General features: G+C 57.9%; 9 protein-coding genes and 1 other RNA gene. All 10 read right to left on the bottom strand.

Translation table 11 applies throughout. From position 1 onward, the window contains the following. Positions 1 to 510: 510 nt before the first annotated feature. Entirely contained in the window at positions 511 to 1,209 is a 699-nt protein-coding gene (locus DW037_RS08100) for a hypothetical protein (RefSeq protein WP_117582959.1), read from the bottom strand. 2 nt (positions 1,210 to 1,211) lie between these two features. Continuing rightward, positions 1,212 to 1,781 carry a hypothetical protein gene (locus DW037_RS08095; protein WP_117582958.1) on the bottom strand — a complete coding sequence of 190 codons (570 nt, stop codon included), beginning with the start codon at positions 1,779 to 1,781 and terminating at the stop codon, positions 1,212 to 1,214. Between the two features lies 1 nt (position 1,782). After that, positions 1,783 to 7,254 carry a hypothetical protein gene (locus DW037_RS08090; RefSeq protein ID WP_117629827.1) on the bottom strand — a complete coding sequence of 1,824 codons (5,472 nt, stop codon included), beginning with the start codon at positions 7,252 to 7,254 and terminating at the stop codon, positions 1,783 to 1,785. Positions 7,255 to 7,257: 3 nt separating this feature from the next. Continuing rightward, entirely contained in the window at positions 7,258 to 7,905 is a 648-nt protein-coding gene (locus DW037_RS08085; RefSeq protein WP_117629828.1) for a hypothetical protein, read from the bottom strand. A gap of 87 nt (positions 7,906 to 7,992) precedes the next feature. After that, positions 7,993 to 8,757 (bottom strand): SipW-dependent-type signal peptide-containing protein, encoded by a 765-nt coding sequence (locus DW037_RS08080; protein ID WP_117629829.1) that lies wholly within the window; start codon positions 8,755 to 8,757, stop codon positions 7,993 to 7,995. 71 nt (positions 8,758 to 8,828) lie between these two features. Continuing rightward, the gene (locus DW037_RS08075; RefSeq protein ID WP_158571976.1) at positions 8,829 to 9,350 is read right to left on the bottom strand and encodes a signal peptidase I; all 522 of its coding nucleotides are present in this window, start codon (positions 9,348 to 9,350) and stop codon (positions 8,829 to 8,831) included. Between the two features lie 847 nt (positions 9,351 to 10,197). Then, positions 10,198 to 10,749: a flavodoxin family protein BilS gene (bilS, locus tag DW037_RS08070; protein WP_117629831.1), complete on the bottom strand. Its 552-nt coding sequence runs from the start codon at positions 10,747 to 10,749 to the stop codon at positions 10,198 to 10,200. Positions 10,750 to 10,860: 111 nt separating this feature from the next. Continuing rightward, positions 10,861 to 12,720: an ABC transporter ATP-binding protein gene (locus tag DW037_RS08065; protein WP_117629832.1), complete on the bottom strand. Its 1,860-nt coding sequence runs from the start codon at positions 12,718 to 12,720 to the stop codon at positions 10,861 to 10,863. Next, complete coding sequence (locus DW037_RS08060) at positions 12,721 to 14,583, bottom strand: ABC transporter ATP-binding protein (RefSeq protein ID WP_117629833.1); 1,863 nt, start codon at positions 14,581 to 14,583, stop codon at positions 12,721 to 12,723. Between the two features lie 238 nt (positions 14,584 to 14,821). Then, positions 14,822 to 14,917: signal recognition particle sRNA small type (gene ffs, locus DW037_RS08055), an RNA gene on the bottom strand. Positions 14,918 to 15,024 lie beyond the last annotated feature (107 nt).

Raw genomic sequence — 15,024 nt, 5'->3', positions numbered from 1 at the left:
TGCGCAAGACGAAGGCCACATTAAGTGGCCTTCTTTGTATTCGGAAAGTGTGTCCCGGAATCTGCCTTCGGAATGGGACGCAGTTTCCGCTTGAGGGCCTGTTGGGAAAGCGCATCCCACTTCAAGAGTAAATTCCGGGTCGCACTTTCCGCTAAGGCTCTCAACCGGAAAGTGCATCCCATTCCAAGCCTTAATTCCGGGACATAGTTTCCGGACAAGACATCAACCGGAAAGTGGGGACCACTCTGAGCGCCGATTCTGGGACACACTTTCCGAAACACCGCCCATCCGGAAAGCCCGTCCCACTCCGAATACATCCAGGCATAAAATCATCAGCTTATTAGGCCTTCTATCAATAAAGAGACACCCTCCCGAGCGGCGGGCTCGAAGTTCATCGCGAGTTCCGCACGCAAAGAAGGCCACTTAATGTGGCCTTCGTCTTGCGCAGGACTGTAGAGCAGGGAACTTCGTGCCAGCCGCCCGGGAGGGCGTTGCGTTTAGAAGATGGACCTAGTACTTATCCCTCCGGGACAAAAGTAGCGCGGCTATAAAAGCGATGCTGGCAAGAGTTAGCAAAACTAAAAGCAACGTGAGCGTGTTGTCGCCCGTTGCCGCCAGACCAAGCAAGCCGGGCTTCTTGCTGTCAGCAGACTGCACGGGAATCTTCTCGCCATCGTCCTCGGCGGTAATCTCCCAGCGAATGGTCTTGTTTGCGTCGGCAAGCTCGTTGCCCACCGACGTCGGAACGCTTAGCTGCAGATTAAGCACCGTGCTGTCATCGCTCGTAAACGTGGCGATTTGCGTGGGATAGGCGAACACGCTGCCCGGTGTTCCTGTCTGGAGCCAACCTGCAGAGGCATCGCCCACAGTCGCCGTTAAGGTGATGGGCGATAGCAGATGTGCCGTCTCGTGATCGACAACAGCCCGCACAAACACACGTACCTGGGACTTTACACCCGTGGTACGAACCCCAATCTGTTGCTCGCGTACATCGCCGGGCATTAGATCTTTAAAGGCTGGAAACAGATCGGGCTCCCCCGAGGAGTCCGTCGCTCCCGATACCGTTAGCTGGCGTGCATTTCCGTCATAGGCAATCGTGGGAACGTCAGCAAACGCACGTGCAGGAACGGCAAGCGCGATAAGGCAGACGATTGCCGCCATCACGCAGCGCAAGGAACACACAACGTCTTTACGAATCGGAGAAGCCATACCTACGCACCTCCATGCGGCGGCACCAGCACGCCATCCTTGACTGTACAGCCCCATGCCTCTGCAACTGCATCGTCGGGCGTGGATTGAATTGCTTGGGTCGAAATGTCAACGACCAGGTTCTTCCCATCTGCCTTCTGCTCAGTCACGCTCTTGATGAGCACATCGGTTTTGCCCATCGGAGCAACGGGAGACGTCCAGTAGTAGTACCCGTCGGACGCGACAACCCAAGACGAGGCGGTGTTGGAAGCAGATGCCTTGGACACACTGCCCCAGTCAATGACGTAGTCGGTGCCGGCAACTGGCTCATCCCACAGGCGTGCGCCATCCTGGTCCTGCCAGTAGATATCCACTGCAGCACGAATATAGGCGGGCGCAGTACCCGTGTTCTTCGCCTTGACATCGCTTTTCACTTTGCCGTTGAGCGTTTCCTGAACCGATGGCGTCACCGATCCGATGCCGAACTGGTTGACCAGCACGCCCGTAACCGAAAGCCAGGCCAACGTGCCTGCCGTACCGGCCAGGAGGATAACCCCCACCAGCAAGGCGATGATGCGCTTGCGCTTGGACATGCTAATCCTCCTTCTTTGCTACGTTGCCGTTGCTCCAAACGTTATGGGCACGATCGCTGCCGTCGATCCATTTGTCGTTCACACGCGTGTTCGTGCAGGTGAACGTGGCATCGTTCGCGCTCGATGCAGACGAAATCGTCAGCTCGGCAGTTTTACCGGGCGCCTTGCCCGGCGTGCTCAGCTCACCCTGGTAGCGCCATGCCCAAGCCGTATCTTCCTCGACGGTATAGATGCCAGCCGGAGCGGCGAACTGCACGCTGCCGACATAGCAAGTTTCACCGTTTTCGTCGCGCTGCTCGCTAACTTTCACCTCGACCATGCGCGTCTCGGCAGGAGAATCCTGCGACATCTTTCGCGTTACCTTAAAGCGGAACGTTTGCCCCATAGCGCTGGCATCGGTCGTCTTTTTAACGATCGTCAGCGCATGAGTCTGGGCAAAGTTGAACACGGCTTTGCCGGGGCCCTGATCGCCCTCGCCCGTCTTCTTGGACTCCAGACGGTTGGCCAGGTCGAACGAGCCGTCACCCGAACCAAGGCTGTAGAGCGAGACAAACTTGCCGTTTACGGGCTCTTCCGCCACAGAAACACCCTCTGTACCAGGCCCGTAGCTTGCCCGCATTACCGTAACGGTCAGCCGCGTTCCCATAAACGGCTTGGCAAAGCAGACCTTAAACGGCGCCTTGTCGGCACTGTCATCGACGGTGTTGGCGGCGGCGGGATCGAGCAGCCACTTAAGCTGGGCGGTCATGGTTTCGGACTTCGCGGGATCAGACGTATCTTTGGCAACCACGCGATATGTAACGGGATACAGGTCCATGTCGCCCTTAATTGGCTCGTCCTTAAACACATCCCAAGGCTTCGTATCACCATCGGCGCCCACATATCGCCACTCCAAGAAGAGCTCACGCATATCGCCATTGGCGGCCGCACGCTCATCGAGCAGCGCGACGATCTTGGAATGGGCGTCCGGGTCGTATGCCACGGACTTTTGCTCCATCATGGGATTCCCGCTGTTGTCATAGACGGGGCGGCCGTTCTCATCCATTTTGGGAACATCAACCGTATAGACGAAGCCGGACTTGCCGTCCTGCGCACGCTCGTCGCCCGAGTCGACCGTCGCCGTAAAGAGAACCGACCCGTCGACACCGTGATAGCGCACCTTATGCGGCGCAATCTTGTACACCGCAGTGTACATCGCGCTCTTAAAGGGCTCATTGCCCTCGAGGGGATACTTGTCGTCACCGGTCATCAGGGTGTACTTGTTATCGGATTCATAGTCACGCGACCAGCAGACAAAGTCGTACTTGGTGCCATCCTTGCCGACAACCTCAGTTGCAGCTTTTACCTCCAGCGAAATTTGATCACCAGAGTCGGTCCGCGAAAGATAACGCACAGAACCGGGGTCATCCAGATTGGCATCGATATTCGATTGAACACGCACCGCGCTGGCGCGGTAGACCGGATACAACTCCATGGGGGCCTTGACCACGGTGCTTTTATTCACCATGGAAACGTCGTCCGACCAAACGACATAACCGTTGCCAGCTACCGGCTTAGTTTCCGTCCAGCCCACGAAGGCATTGTATGCGTTTGTTGCAGCATCGATATCGCCGACGTTATACGTTGGCAGCGGGATGCCGTCCTTAAGGCTGCCGAGAGAATCGCCCTGCTGGGCTACCTTACCGTCCACATCCCTGGCATTGAGATGGTACACAACCGCCAACGGCGAATAGTACGCCACGAATGTATAGGCTCCGCCAGGTTCCACCGGATAAGAGCAAGTACCATGCTCCACATCGTAGGGAAGCGTCTTGATCTCGCCGTTCGGAAGCTCGATCTCAACCTTCTGCAACTTATACAGCTCACCGCCTGCTTTATAAACCGGCGTCGTAACGTCAGGGGTCACCGTTGCCGTAGCAGGATTGGTGTCCGCGTTGATAACGGGAGCGATGTTGTAGCTAGGCACATTGACCTTGTCCGTACCCTCAAAACCTGCGCGATGCAGGTTGGTGGTGTAGCTGACGTCGTACTTTGCGTAGACGGGATAGGCATCCTGCCACTGGGTGACCTTGGACTCGTCGGTCGCCAGATACGGCTCTGCCTTATCCGGATCACTCGTCACATAGGAGTCGCCGGCGACGTCGTAGATATACTTCCAGACGTCAGAATCCTTCTGAACCTCGGCGGTCGAAATCCAGCCCAGGAACTTATAGCCCGGCACGGCCATGTCGGCATCGGTCGGGGAAGCTTCGAGGGTCAGGGGGCTCTCATACGATCCCTTCTCACCATCTTCTGGCTTTTCGGCCACTTTAACCGACTTATTAACATGCGGGTAGTAATACGTGAACGTCGGATCCGCCCCGTTCACCTTGGTCTGCAGCAAGTTACTCTCATAGCGCCGCGTGGCAGTCCTCACGACATTATCGCCCTTGTTGTAGAAATTAACGTCCGTGGTAATCATCGCGCGAACGTAGTACTTCTTATCTGTACGCACCATGCTCTCGATGGGATTTTTCACATATGTCCAATATTCACCATCGCGCTCAAGCGTCCAGAAATTCAGGCGATAGCGATCATTCACCGGTTTGACCGTTACGTTCAGCGAAGCCGAAGTCCAAGTATCGCTTAGCGTTGCAGCGCCTGGAAAATCGGTATCGGCATAGAGGTTTTTTAGAGTATCGGCTCCCGTATCGTTTTTAACGTTGTGCGAGTACGCGTTAAGGGGACTCACGACAAGGGTTTCCTTCGTGAAGCGCGTGCCACACGTTTCATAACTATCCTTTATACCGTGGTCAACATGCTCCGGGCCCCAGTGGACGACGTTTTCACGCACGAAGGTACTACCGACGTTTTCCTCAAAGGGCGTTTGATAGCGATTCCAAACGGAACAAAGTAGCTTGCTGTCCGTAAACTCATGGTTGGTATAAGCCCGAACGTAATAATCCACTCGGTACTCAAAGCGGGCGATGTAGGTATGCGGCGCGGTTAAATCGACATCGGCGGGGAGCGTATAGCTGGGGTCGCGGCTTACGCGCACCTCGAGCGGGGCATCCTCGGTTCCCTTGTTTTCATACCAACCCAGGAAACGATAGCCGTCGGGCAGCTGGCCCTCCTCGGATATAGCTTTACCGGATACGTCGAGCACCCGTACGGTATACGCGCTTGTGCCATCCTCGGCAGTCTCAACCTTAACGTCAGTTTTGCCCACACCGTCGCGCCGAGTCTGATCGTCGGTTGCATCCTGCTCATTGCCCTCAAACACCGTCATGATGTTCGACACATAGTCGGTGTACACCGGATAAAAATCGGTAGGACCAAGCACAGTGATCTCGGTGCCGGCAGGATAGAACGCACCGGCGTTTTTTAGCTCGGCAAGCTTAGGCGAGGTGATGGCCGCGTAACCGCCATGCATCCCGGCCTCGCCACTCGGCTGCGTCGTCCAACCGATAAAGGTGGCGCTGGCGGAAAGAGTGCCGCGGTCCGCAGGGGCAGCCGGCGTTAAACCGACGCCATAGCGGTACCAGTCCGTCGACTTGTCGTGCTCCTCGCCGCTCTGCCACGCGAGCGTCTCGCCCTTGACGTTATAGAACAGTACCTGCGCCTCGTACGAAGCAATAAACAGGTCGTTGCCCTTAAAGGCCTCGGCCCCCTTCGCGTTATCGGCGGTATAGGTCGACGTTATCTCGTGCGCTTCGTTCTTCTGGACCTGCTTGCCAGCCTTAACGGCATCGGCATCGGTCTTGCCGTTAAACCAGGCGTTATCGGCATCGATACGGTTCACATTGACTCCGGACTCGCGGAACCAGCCCATGAAGCGATAACCGCCGTTGGCATCGGTCAAGCCCTTGGGCTTTGCGGAGGTATCCTGCCTAAACGTCACCGATGTATCGCCCTGGGCCAAGCCCTGGGCCGTTCCCGCCAGCACGGCGCTCACGGCAAAGGCGTACGGATCCGAGGTCGCTTGATCAATACCGAGTTTGGTTGCCGTAATTGTCGCGGTACCCGCACCGGGAAAATCGATCGTCGCCTTAACGCTCTGGCCATGCACAGGAATATTCAGCTTGTAATCCATCGCCCACTCATTGGGGTGCGGGCCATCCAGGGTCCCGTCGTTAGCAGTCGAGCGCATGGTGCCGGCACAGAAGTCGTAGTCGTGCTCTTCCCACAGCTCGCGCGTGGTGTAGCGCTCGTCGTCCCATGGACCATAGCTGTCGCCCTTGGTGGTACCGTCGCCGCCAAAAGAGGGGATCTTTTTCTTAGCCGCGGTACCCTGGCTGCTGCCTTTTAGGCTCACGCTCGGCTTAAAGTAGCACTCGGTGACCGTGGCATCATCCTTGTTGGCACGCGCGGCAATACCGCCCAGGTTCACATCGTTTTGAATGATGGGGATCACGGCGATGGGATTGTACTGACGCGAGCTCAAGTCACCCGCAAAATGGCTTCGAACGAGCTCGTTGCCCTTTTCGGTTAGAATACGACCCGCCAAGCCACCCGTCCACGCACGCGTCACGGCGACGACGCCCACATATGACGCGGCATAGCTGTAGCACTGCGCCGTCGAGAAGCAGTCGATAATCTTGGCCTCGCCCGCCATGCAGCCCACAAAACCCGAGGCGTACACGTTGTTGCCGCCCAGGGCGCCAATGGCCACGTCGTACTTATTGGTGACGTCGGTCATGCCAATCGAGCCATCATCTTTGCGCGTAGGCGTAACGCGGCAGTACTCAATCGTCGAATTTGTAACGTAGCCGGCAAACGCCGCCATATACAGACCCTCACCGCCGAGCGCCTGCACGCCCGAGGTCGTGTTGTTAACGGCGCGGCCACCACGTACCTCGCAGTTATAGAGGGTACAGCCGTCGAGCTCGCCGGCGATGAGACCGCCCTCAAAGCCTGCGTTGGTAATGAGGTTGAGAGCATTGTTGGCGCAGGTCACGTGCAGCGTGCTCTCCATGACCATAACGTTTTCGAAACGCGTTTTGACGGCCTTGCCCACGATAATGCCACCGCGGAAGTCCGCCCACACGTTGGCGTCCTTGACCAGGAAGTTTTTGATGGTGGCGCCGTTGGTCTCGGCAAAAAATCCCGTATCGCGCTCGGGGTCAAAAGCGTCTTTATCGTAGTTCAGGCCCTCAACGGCGTGGTTTTGACCATCGAACACGCCCTTAAACGGATGCTCCTTGTTGCCAAACGACAGATGCTTAACGGTGTCTGCAACGATGGTTTTCATGTCGTCGCTGTCGAGCTCAATGTCGTTATCGAGATAAACGTGCCAGCCGGACGTATCGCGCTCGCGCGACAGCGCCACACACGACAAAAAGTCAGCCTCGTTTTTGATGTGGAATTCGATTTTGGCCTCGGGCACATCCTCGGCATGCACCACCGTTGGCAGCGCCATAACGCAGCAAAGGGCAATCGCTGCGACGGCAACCAGCCTGCTAAGCATACCCCGGTTCATATTCTTGATCTTCATAGGCTAGTTCGCCTCCGGCCAACCCACAACGTCAAGTACGTCGAGGGCGGTATCGCTTGTCTGCTGGTTTTTGGCCTGCACGGCCTGAACATCGATATCGAGCTTGAATGAGCCGCCGCGCGCGGCATCGTGGTAGTCGCCCACAAATCGCAGCGAGTCCATAAGGCTTTCCGTCATGGCGCCGGGGTCGAGCATGCCGCCACGCCCGGCCAATCCACGGTAGTAGTACCACCCATCGCCGCCGTCGATCCACGGGGACCCCTCGTCCGCGTTCACATGAAACGCAACGCTGCCCGAGGCATCCGCACTCGAACCGTCGGGTGCCACTGACGTCATGCGTAGACGAGCGCGAACGTACTCAGGCTGCGCGCCGGCGTTCTCCACGCGTACAATGCGGCTGATGTCAGAGCCCCCGGCCTTGGTGTCGGGATAGTCCCCGCGCTCGTTGGCCTCAAACGGAATCTCCTCGCCCCGCTCGTTGAGGGTGTATTCGCAGACTCGTACCTTCACGCTGCCAAACGATAGGACGTTGTTCGCCGGAACCATATCAACGGTAAAAGCCAGCGTGCCACACATGCACGCCAGGGCCAACAGCGCAATCGCGGCAAGCGCCAAGGTGCGTTTCTGATTGTCGGAAAGATTGTTGAGCATTACGTTCGCCAATCGTCGATAAAAAGGGGGACCGAGATCCCAGCCCGAATATAGGGGTGGGGGCGGGCCGGGATCTCAGTGGGGGGATTAAGCCTGAGCCTGAGTCTTAGCCCATTCCTTGGCCTGCTTAAGGGCATTCTGCGCGTCAGCATTTTCACCCTGCTCGGTGCCATTCTGGCCCGCGCCAAAGATGTAGGCAGAGACCGTCATCGTGGGAGCCTGTTTCGGGTCAGTAGTAGTCTCGACAACATCGGTGTTGTTCATGGCAGAGGGAATCGTCACGGCAGTGAAAAGCTCATCGGTATAAACGTCCTGCTCTGCTTTGTTGGCTTCGAGCTTTGCAGGCAGGTTCTCTGCGGCAGAGTTCTTGGAGTACATAAACAGACCGCTCACGTACTGGTTGCCAGAGTTGTCAGATTGGTTGGTCTTGACTTGACCCTCAACGGGCTTCCAATTCGTATTTTTGAGCGTAAAGTACGGGGTCTTTTCAAGGCTGGTGCCAGGCTTGACGATGGCATTCTTTACGTAAATGAATACGTATGCATCATCAGAGCCAGCCTTGATGCCGACATTGGGGTTCTTGGCCACAGTGGCGCCAGGAACCATCTTGGAGTTGGCAACCCACTGGGTCTCGAACAGGTAGGCCTTTTCAGTGTTCGGATTATCGGGGTCCGGTTTCTCGGGATCGGTCGGATCAGGCTTGTTTTCCGGGTGGCCAAAGCTACCCACCGTGAACACGTTGTCAATGTGCTCCTGCGCCGTCAGCCATGCATAGGTACCCACACCGGCGGCCATCACCAACAGCAGCAGGGCGGCAATGATGCCGTAGCGCTTTTTCTTCTTGTTTTCCATCGTTCTCTTCCTTTCGAAAATCGACTTCCCCGGCAACGGCCCTTGCCGTTGCCGACACCTCTCCCCTGCCGCTATGAACGCCGCTCCCTCGCATGCGCGCGGGCATGCTTGCCCGCAGGCTCGTCGGGAACCACCCGATCGAGCACTATCGACGCCGCGACCAGCAGCGCCAGAACGGCCACCACAACAAGCAAACCGGGCATCGTCGTGCAATATGCGTTAACGAAGCCCAGGTAAGGGACACAAAAAGAGACAGTGCCGATCACGCGTGAAAAAGGCGTCTGCTCGGCATCGTGCATGATGGTTCCATCTGCATTTTTGTTTGCGATTCCCTGCGTGCCGATCGTCTGCGCGGCAGGGTCGATCTCGTACACCTGGTGCGTCACCACGGCGCCGTCCGATCGGTAAAAGGTTGCATTGTCGCCCACGGTAATATCCGTTGGCTCAACCTGGCGGACAAACACCATGGAGCCAACGGGAAGATCGGGTTCCATAGAGCCCGAAAGCACAGCAAAGGGCATGTATCCAAATGCGCGAGGCACAAAAGAAACAACGGCAAGGGCTATGACAAGCGCGAACGCCAAGCTACTCAAAAGTGCAATAAATCGTTTGAGTCTACGCGCAGCCAAAGTGATAATTCATCCCCCTTGAGGACCTATTCGACCCATCCAAAGGTCAGCAAGTTTCAACAGGAACCGCAAGGCGCTTGAAAAGTGAGTCCGAAATAAGCCAATTTGGAATCTTTTCGTAATAAAAACATAGCGATGTGCTACACATTTTTCAATGTTTTGTCGCTAAATGCTACCTATTTTGGCGTAAGTGGTCATTTATCACCAAATTAGTCTGTTTTATCCAATATCTGTGACTAACCCCCTACGCAACTTCCCCATAGAGGGATCATTTTTTTGCGAAACTAAAATAATGGTACCCCCACCCCACATTAAAACAAACTGCTGGAAGCGCCATTTATTTCCGACCCCTTTTACTAGAGTTTTTATGACAACCTCATGTAGTTCGCAGCCCATAACCCTCTGAAAACCGTGTCCCAGAATTCCCGTCCGGAGTGGGATGCGGCTTCCGCTTGTGGCCCCGTTGGGAAGCCGTATCCCGCTTCGATCACAAATTCCGGGTCGCACTTTCCGCCAAGACCCTCAACCGGAAACTACATCCCATTTCTCGACCGAATGCTGGGATGTAGTTTCCACAGAGCCCTTCACCGGGAAACCGCATCCCATTCCAAAGGCAAATTCCGGGACGCAGCTTCCGCAACCCCACCCATCCGGAAATCCCATCCCACTCCGCACACATCCGGGCATAGAACAATCAGCTTATTAGGCCTTCCATCAATAAAGGGGCGCCCTCGTGTCATGAAAAAAGCCCCGAGAATCTCGAGGCTTTCACGTTTGTACGATTGAACGCGCGGCACCGCAAGCGGCGAAGTTATTCGCCCAAAACGGCCTTTTTTGCGGCTGCAGCCATGTTATCCATATCTTCCTTGGTGGGATGGTCCTTCGCGGCAACCCAGTTGTCGAGCAGCATCTTAAATCGGGCGTTTTCGGGATCTTGCTCGAGCATTGCCTCGTAGCGCTGCTTAACCGCGGGACCCATCTTGCCCTGGCACATCGCCCAGCCTACAAGCTCGGCATCATTGGCCAAATTGGAGGTCACGCGATCGATAATCTGCTGATAATAGCTCTGGTCGGCACCAAAGCCGCAGGTGCCAAACAGGAAGACGCGCTTACCGTGCAAGGCGGAGAGCAACGCCGCGACCGAAGGCGTGCACGCGCCCTTGTCGCACCAAAAACCGACGAGCACCGTGTCGGCCGCGCAGGCGCCCTGCGCCTCGAGCGCAACCTGATCTGCGTCCGCATCGTCGCTCAACGCCGCGGCGTGGACAAACTCAACGCCCGCAGCCTGCAGAGCGCGCTTGATCGCCCCCGTAACCATCCTGGTATTACCGCTCTTGCTGTTGACCACCATAGAGCATGTCATAGTCACGTTGCCTCGTTTCCCCCGAAACTCGAGCCATTAATGCAATTTGTTAGAAGCATATCTTAGTACTAACGGCGCAGATGTAAACCATCTGCCGCTAATCGGTATTCCCTACTGGGCGAATTGGCTGCGGTAGAGCTCGGCATAGAAGCCGCCTGCCGCTAGCAGCTCGTCGTGCGTGCCGCGCTCGATAATCTCGCCGTCGCGCATCACCAGAATGCAGTCGGCGTTGCGGATGGTGCTCAGGCGGTGCGCCACGACAAAGCTTGTGCGACCTGCCATGAGCTCGTCGAATGCCGCCTGAACCTGCAGCTCGGTGCGGGTATCGATGCTCGAGGTCGCCTCGTCCAGCAGCAAGATCGCCGGGTCGGTGAGCATGACGCGCGCGATGCACAGCAGTTGTTTTTGACCCTGGCTAAACGTGCCGCCGTCCTCGCCGATTACCGTATCGTAGCCGCCTGGCAGCTGCACGATAAACTTGTGCGCATGCGCGCGCTTGGCAGCCTCGATAACCTGCTCGCGCGTGGCATCCGGGCAACCGTAGGCAATGTTTTCGGCCACCGTGCCCTCGAACAGCCAGGTGTCCTGCAGCACCATGCCAAAGGCGCGGCGCAGGCTTGCGCGCGTGTAGTCACGCGAAGACCGGCCATCGACCGCAATGCGACCGGCATCGATATCGTAAAAGCGCAGCAGCAAATTGATGAGCGTCGTCTTGCCGCAGCCCGTGGGACCAACGAGGGCAAAGCGCATGCCGGGCTTGGCCTCGATGCAAATGTCCTGCAGCAGCTTGCGGTCGTGAACGTAGCTAAAGTCCACATGTTCAAAGGCGACCTCGCCCTTCGGGGCGGCAAGCTCCGCGGCATCCGTCGCATCGGGCTCCTGCTCGCGCGCATCGAGCAGCGCAAACATGCGGCGCGCCGAGGCGTACGCGGTCTGGATCTGCGTAATGACGTTGGTGACCTCGTTGAACGGCTTGGTGTACTGGTTGGCATAGGACAGGAAAATCTGCACGCCGCCCACCGTAAGCGCCGCGGGCACGCCCGTGATCACGCCCACGCAGCCGATCACAGCGACCACGGCATAGATGATGTTATTGATAAAGCGCGTGCCGGGGTTGGAGAGCGAACCCATAAACTGCGCACGCTCGCCCGCGGTGTAGAGCTCAGCGTTGAGGGCATCGAAGCGCTGCTGGGCGTTGGGACCATAGGCAAAGGCGTCGACAAGCTTTTGCTCGCCTACGTACTCCTCGATATGACCACCGAGCTGCCCTTGAATACGCTGCTGTGCCGTAAAGCTTTTGTTGGAGAGCTTGGCAATAGCACCGGCTGCAAAAATGGAAAGCGGCGTGACGAGCACCACCACGAGCGTCATGGTCAGGTTGATGGAGAGCATAAACGCGAGCGTGCCCACGATGGTAATAACACCGGTGAAGAGCTGCGTGAAGCCCTGCAGCAGACCGTCGCCCACCTGATCGACGTCGTTGACCACGCGGCTCATAAGGTCGCCGTGGGCGTGGCTGTCGATAAAGCTGAGCGGCATACGGCTGAGCTTGTCGCTTGCCTCCACCCGCATGTCGCGCACCGTCTCGTAGGACAGGCGGTTGACGCAATAGCCCTGCAACCACTGGAAGGCCGCGGCTCCCACCACAACGAGCGCGAGTTTGGTGACGAGCGGCAGCAGTGCATCGAAATCCACCTGGCTCGCGGCAACAATCAGGTCGATGCCCTCGCCAATGAGAATAGGTGTGTAGAGCTGCAAGATAACGGAGATGGCGGCACTCACAAACGACGCCGCAAACGAGACGCGGTGCGGGCGAACATAACCCATCAGGCGGCGGGTCACCGCGCCCACGGGATAGCGCTCGGGATCGCCGGGCTGGCGTGGGCCGTCACCCAGGTCGTTGAGGTTATCGTTACCGGACACGTTTGCCGCCATCGTGGCGACCGAACCGGAGGAAGTGTACGGATTCATTTAGCAGCCCTCCTTTGCGCAGACAGATGCGGGGACGGTCGGAGCGGACGCGGGTCTTGGGGTGGGCGTGGGCGTCGTGCTCCCCTGCTGGCCCTCGAGCTCCTCGCGGCGCAGCTGCGACTGGCAAATCTCACGATAGAGTTGGCAGCTTGCATACAACTCGTCATGCGTGCCCAGGCCCGCGACCGAGCCGTGGTCGAGTACGCAGATCATGTCGGCGTCGTGCACGGTCGATACGCGCTGGCTCACGATGACGGTTGTCAGCGGCAGCCCGCCCTCGGCGGCACCGCGCACGCTGCGCTCGCGGATGGCATGGCGAAGCGCCGTGTCGGTCTTAAAGTCGAGCGCCGAGGCGGAGTCGTCCATGATCAGAATCTGGGGCGAGCCCACCAGGGCACGCGCGATGGTCAGGCGCTGGCGCTGACCACCGCTAAAGTTCTTGCCGCCCGCCTCGACCGGGGCGTCGAGCCCCTGCGGCTTGTTGCGCACAAACTCGCTGGCCTGCGCCATATCGAGCGCCGCCCAGAGCTCATCGTCGGTCGCCGCCTCGTCGCGCCAGGTCAGGTTACTGCGGATGGTGCCACTCACCAGCGACGCACGCTGCGGAACGGTTGCGACCACATGGCGCAGCTGGTCGAGCGGCCAGGCGCGCACGTCGGCGCCCATCACGCTCACGCTGCCGGTGCCCGCATCGTACAGGCGCGGGATAAGCGAGACGAGCGTGGACTTGCCGCTACCCGTACCGCCGATAATGCCGAGCGTCTTGCCCAGCGGGAGTTCCAGCGTCACACCGTTGATGGCATTTGCCGCGCCCGCGCCAAAAGAGAAGCTCGCATGGCTCAAGCTCAGCGCAGGAACTGGAGCGACATTGCCCGGCTTGGGCAGCGCGACCGGCTGGTTGTCCCCGTCGGTGATGCTCGGCTCGCAATTGAGCACCTCGTTGATGCGCGACGCGCTGGCGCTCGCCTTGGTAAAGACCACGACCAGGTTGGCGACATACACGATGGAGGTGAGGGTCTGCGTCATGTAGTTCACAAACGCCATGACCTGACCCTGCGTGAGCTCGCCCACGTTGACCTGGATGCCGCCCACCCACAGGATGGCGCACACGCCCAGGTTCATCACCAAAAAGGTGACGGGGTTGAGAATCGACGAAAGCTTGCCCACCACGATGGCGGTATTGGCCTGGTCGTCGGCGGCCTGGGCAAAGCGCTCGCGCTCGTGGTCTTCGCGCACAAACGCACGAACCACGCGGGCGCCCGAAAGCCCCTCGCGGCAAATAAGCGCGATGCGGTCGAGCTTTGCCTGCAGCTGCCTGTAGTACGGAATGCAGCGCGCCATGACAAACCAAAACACCAGGCCAATGGCGGGCGTGCAAATCAAGAAAATCACGCCAAGCTTAAGGTCGATGGCAAGGGCCGCGACCATGGAGCCCACCGCCAGGAAAGGCCAGCGGATGAGCATGCGCACGCCCAGCGCCACGGCAAGCTGCACCTGGTTGACGTCGTTGGTAATGCGCGTGATGAGCGACGGCGTGCCAAAGCGATCGAGCTCAGCATAGCTCAGCTTGTTGATGTGCTGGTAGAGCGCACCACGGATATCGGTACCCATGCCCTGCGAGGTGAGCGCCGCCATCTTTTGGCAGACGAGCGTAAACGAGATGCCGATCACAGCCATGGCGCCAAGTACCATGCCGTAGTGGATAACGGCATTAACGTCGTGCGAGCCAATGCCCTTATCGATCATCTGGGCAATCACCAGCGGCGTCAGCAGGTCAAAGATCACTTCGATCAACTTGCACGCAGGGCCGATCACCATATATCGGCGAAACTTACCACCAAAACGCCTGAGCAGCTCAATCATAAAAAGGCGCTCCCTATCATCATCTCTCTTCAATCTGATTCATGATAGTACGGCGAACCCTGAAGATGCGTAAGCAACTCGTTACAGATGTAAGGGCAACGGCCGCTAGCGCCCAAGGCACGTAGCAGCCGATGTTTTGGCAACGCCAGCGAGCGACATAACGCCAGGGATTCAATTATCAGATAAATGTGACCCTGCCGGCACTCGCGGGTAGCCGCGGCACGAAAAAGCGCCTGCGCACTCGATGGATTCGGATGCCCGACAGAGGCTCCTTATGGCTGCTTCCTTCCGGACCTGACCAGATTCGGAACATGTCGTCATCCGAACCCATCGAACGCGCTAGGCGCTCGATATATCTTACCTGCTCCCGCCCGATGGGGCAAGACAGCTAATTTGGGACGTGTCTCTATGGTTTTGTCAACCGCGTGCTTCGCGCCATTT

This window comes from Collinsella sp. AF39-11AT, from assembly GCF_003474585.1.
In the GTDB taxonomy this organism is placed as follows: Bacteria; Actinomycetota; Coriobacteriia; order Coriobacteriales; family Coriobacteriaceae; genus Collinsella.
Note: the sequence above shows the minus strand (reverse complement) of the source record. Positions and strands in the feature narration are given on the sequence as shown.

What these genes read in the sequence shown, in the direction of transcription:
- DW037_RS08100 (WP_117582959.1), bottom strand. Translation starts at nt 1,209, where the DNA reads ATGGCTTCTCCGATTCGTAAAGACGTTGTGTGTTCCTTGCGCTGCGTG.
- DW037_RS08095 (WP_117582958.1), bottom strand. Translation starts at nt 1,781, where the DNA reads ATGTCCAAGCGCAAGCGCATCATCGCCTTGCTGGTGGGGGTTATCCTC.
- DW037_RS08090 (WP_117629827.1), bottom strand. Translation starts at nt 7,254, where the DNA reads ATGAAGATCAAGAATATGAACCGGGGTATGCTTAGCAGGCTGGTTGCC.
- DW037_RS08085 (WP_117629828.1), bottom strand. Translation starts at nt 7,905, where the DNA reads ATGCTCAACAATCTTTCCGACAATCAGAAACGCACCTTGGCGCTTGCC.
- DW037_RS08080 (WP_117629829.1), bottom strand. Translation starts at nt 8,757, where the DNA reads ATGGAAAACAAGAAGAAAAAGCGCTACGGCATCATTGCCGCCCTGCTG.
- bilS (WP_117629831.1), bottom strand. Translation starts at nt 10,749, where the DNA reads ATGACATGCTCTATGGTGGTCAACAGCAAGAGCGGTAATACCAGGATG.
- DW037_RS08065 (WP_117629832.1), bottom strand. Translation starts at nt 12,720, where the DNA reads ATGAATCCGTACACTTCCTCCGGTTCGGTCGCCACGATGGCGGCAAAC.
- DW037_RS08060 (WP_117629833.1), bottom strand. Translation starts at nt 14,583, where the DNA reads ATGATTGAGCTGCTCAGGCGTTTTGGTGGTAAGTTTCGCCGATATATG.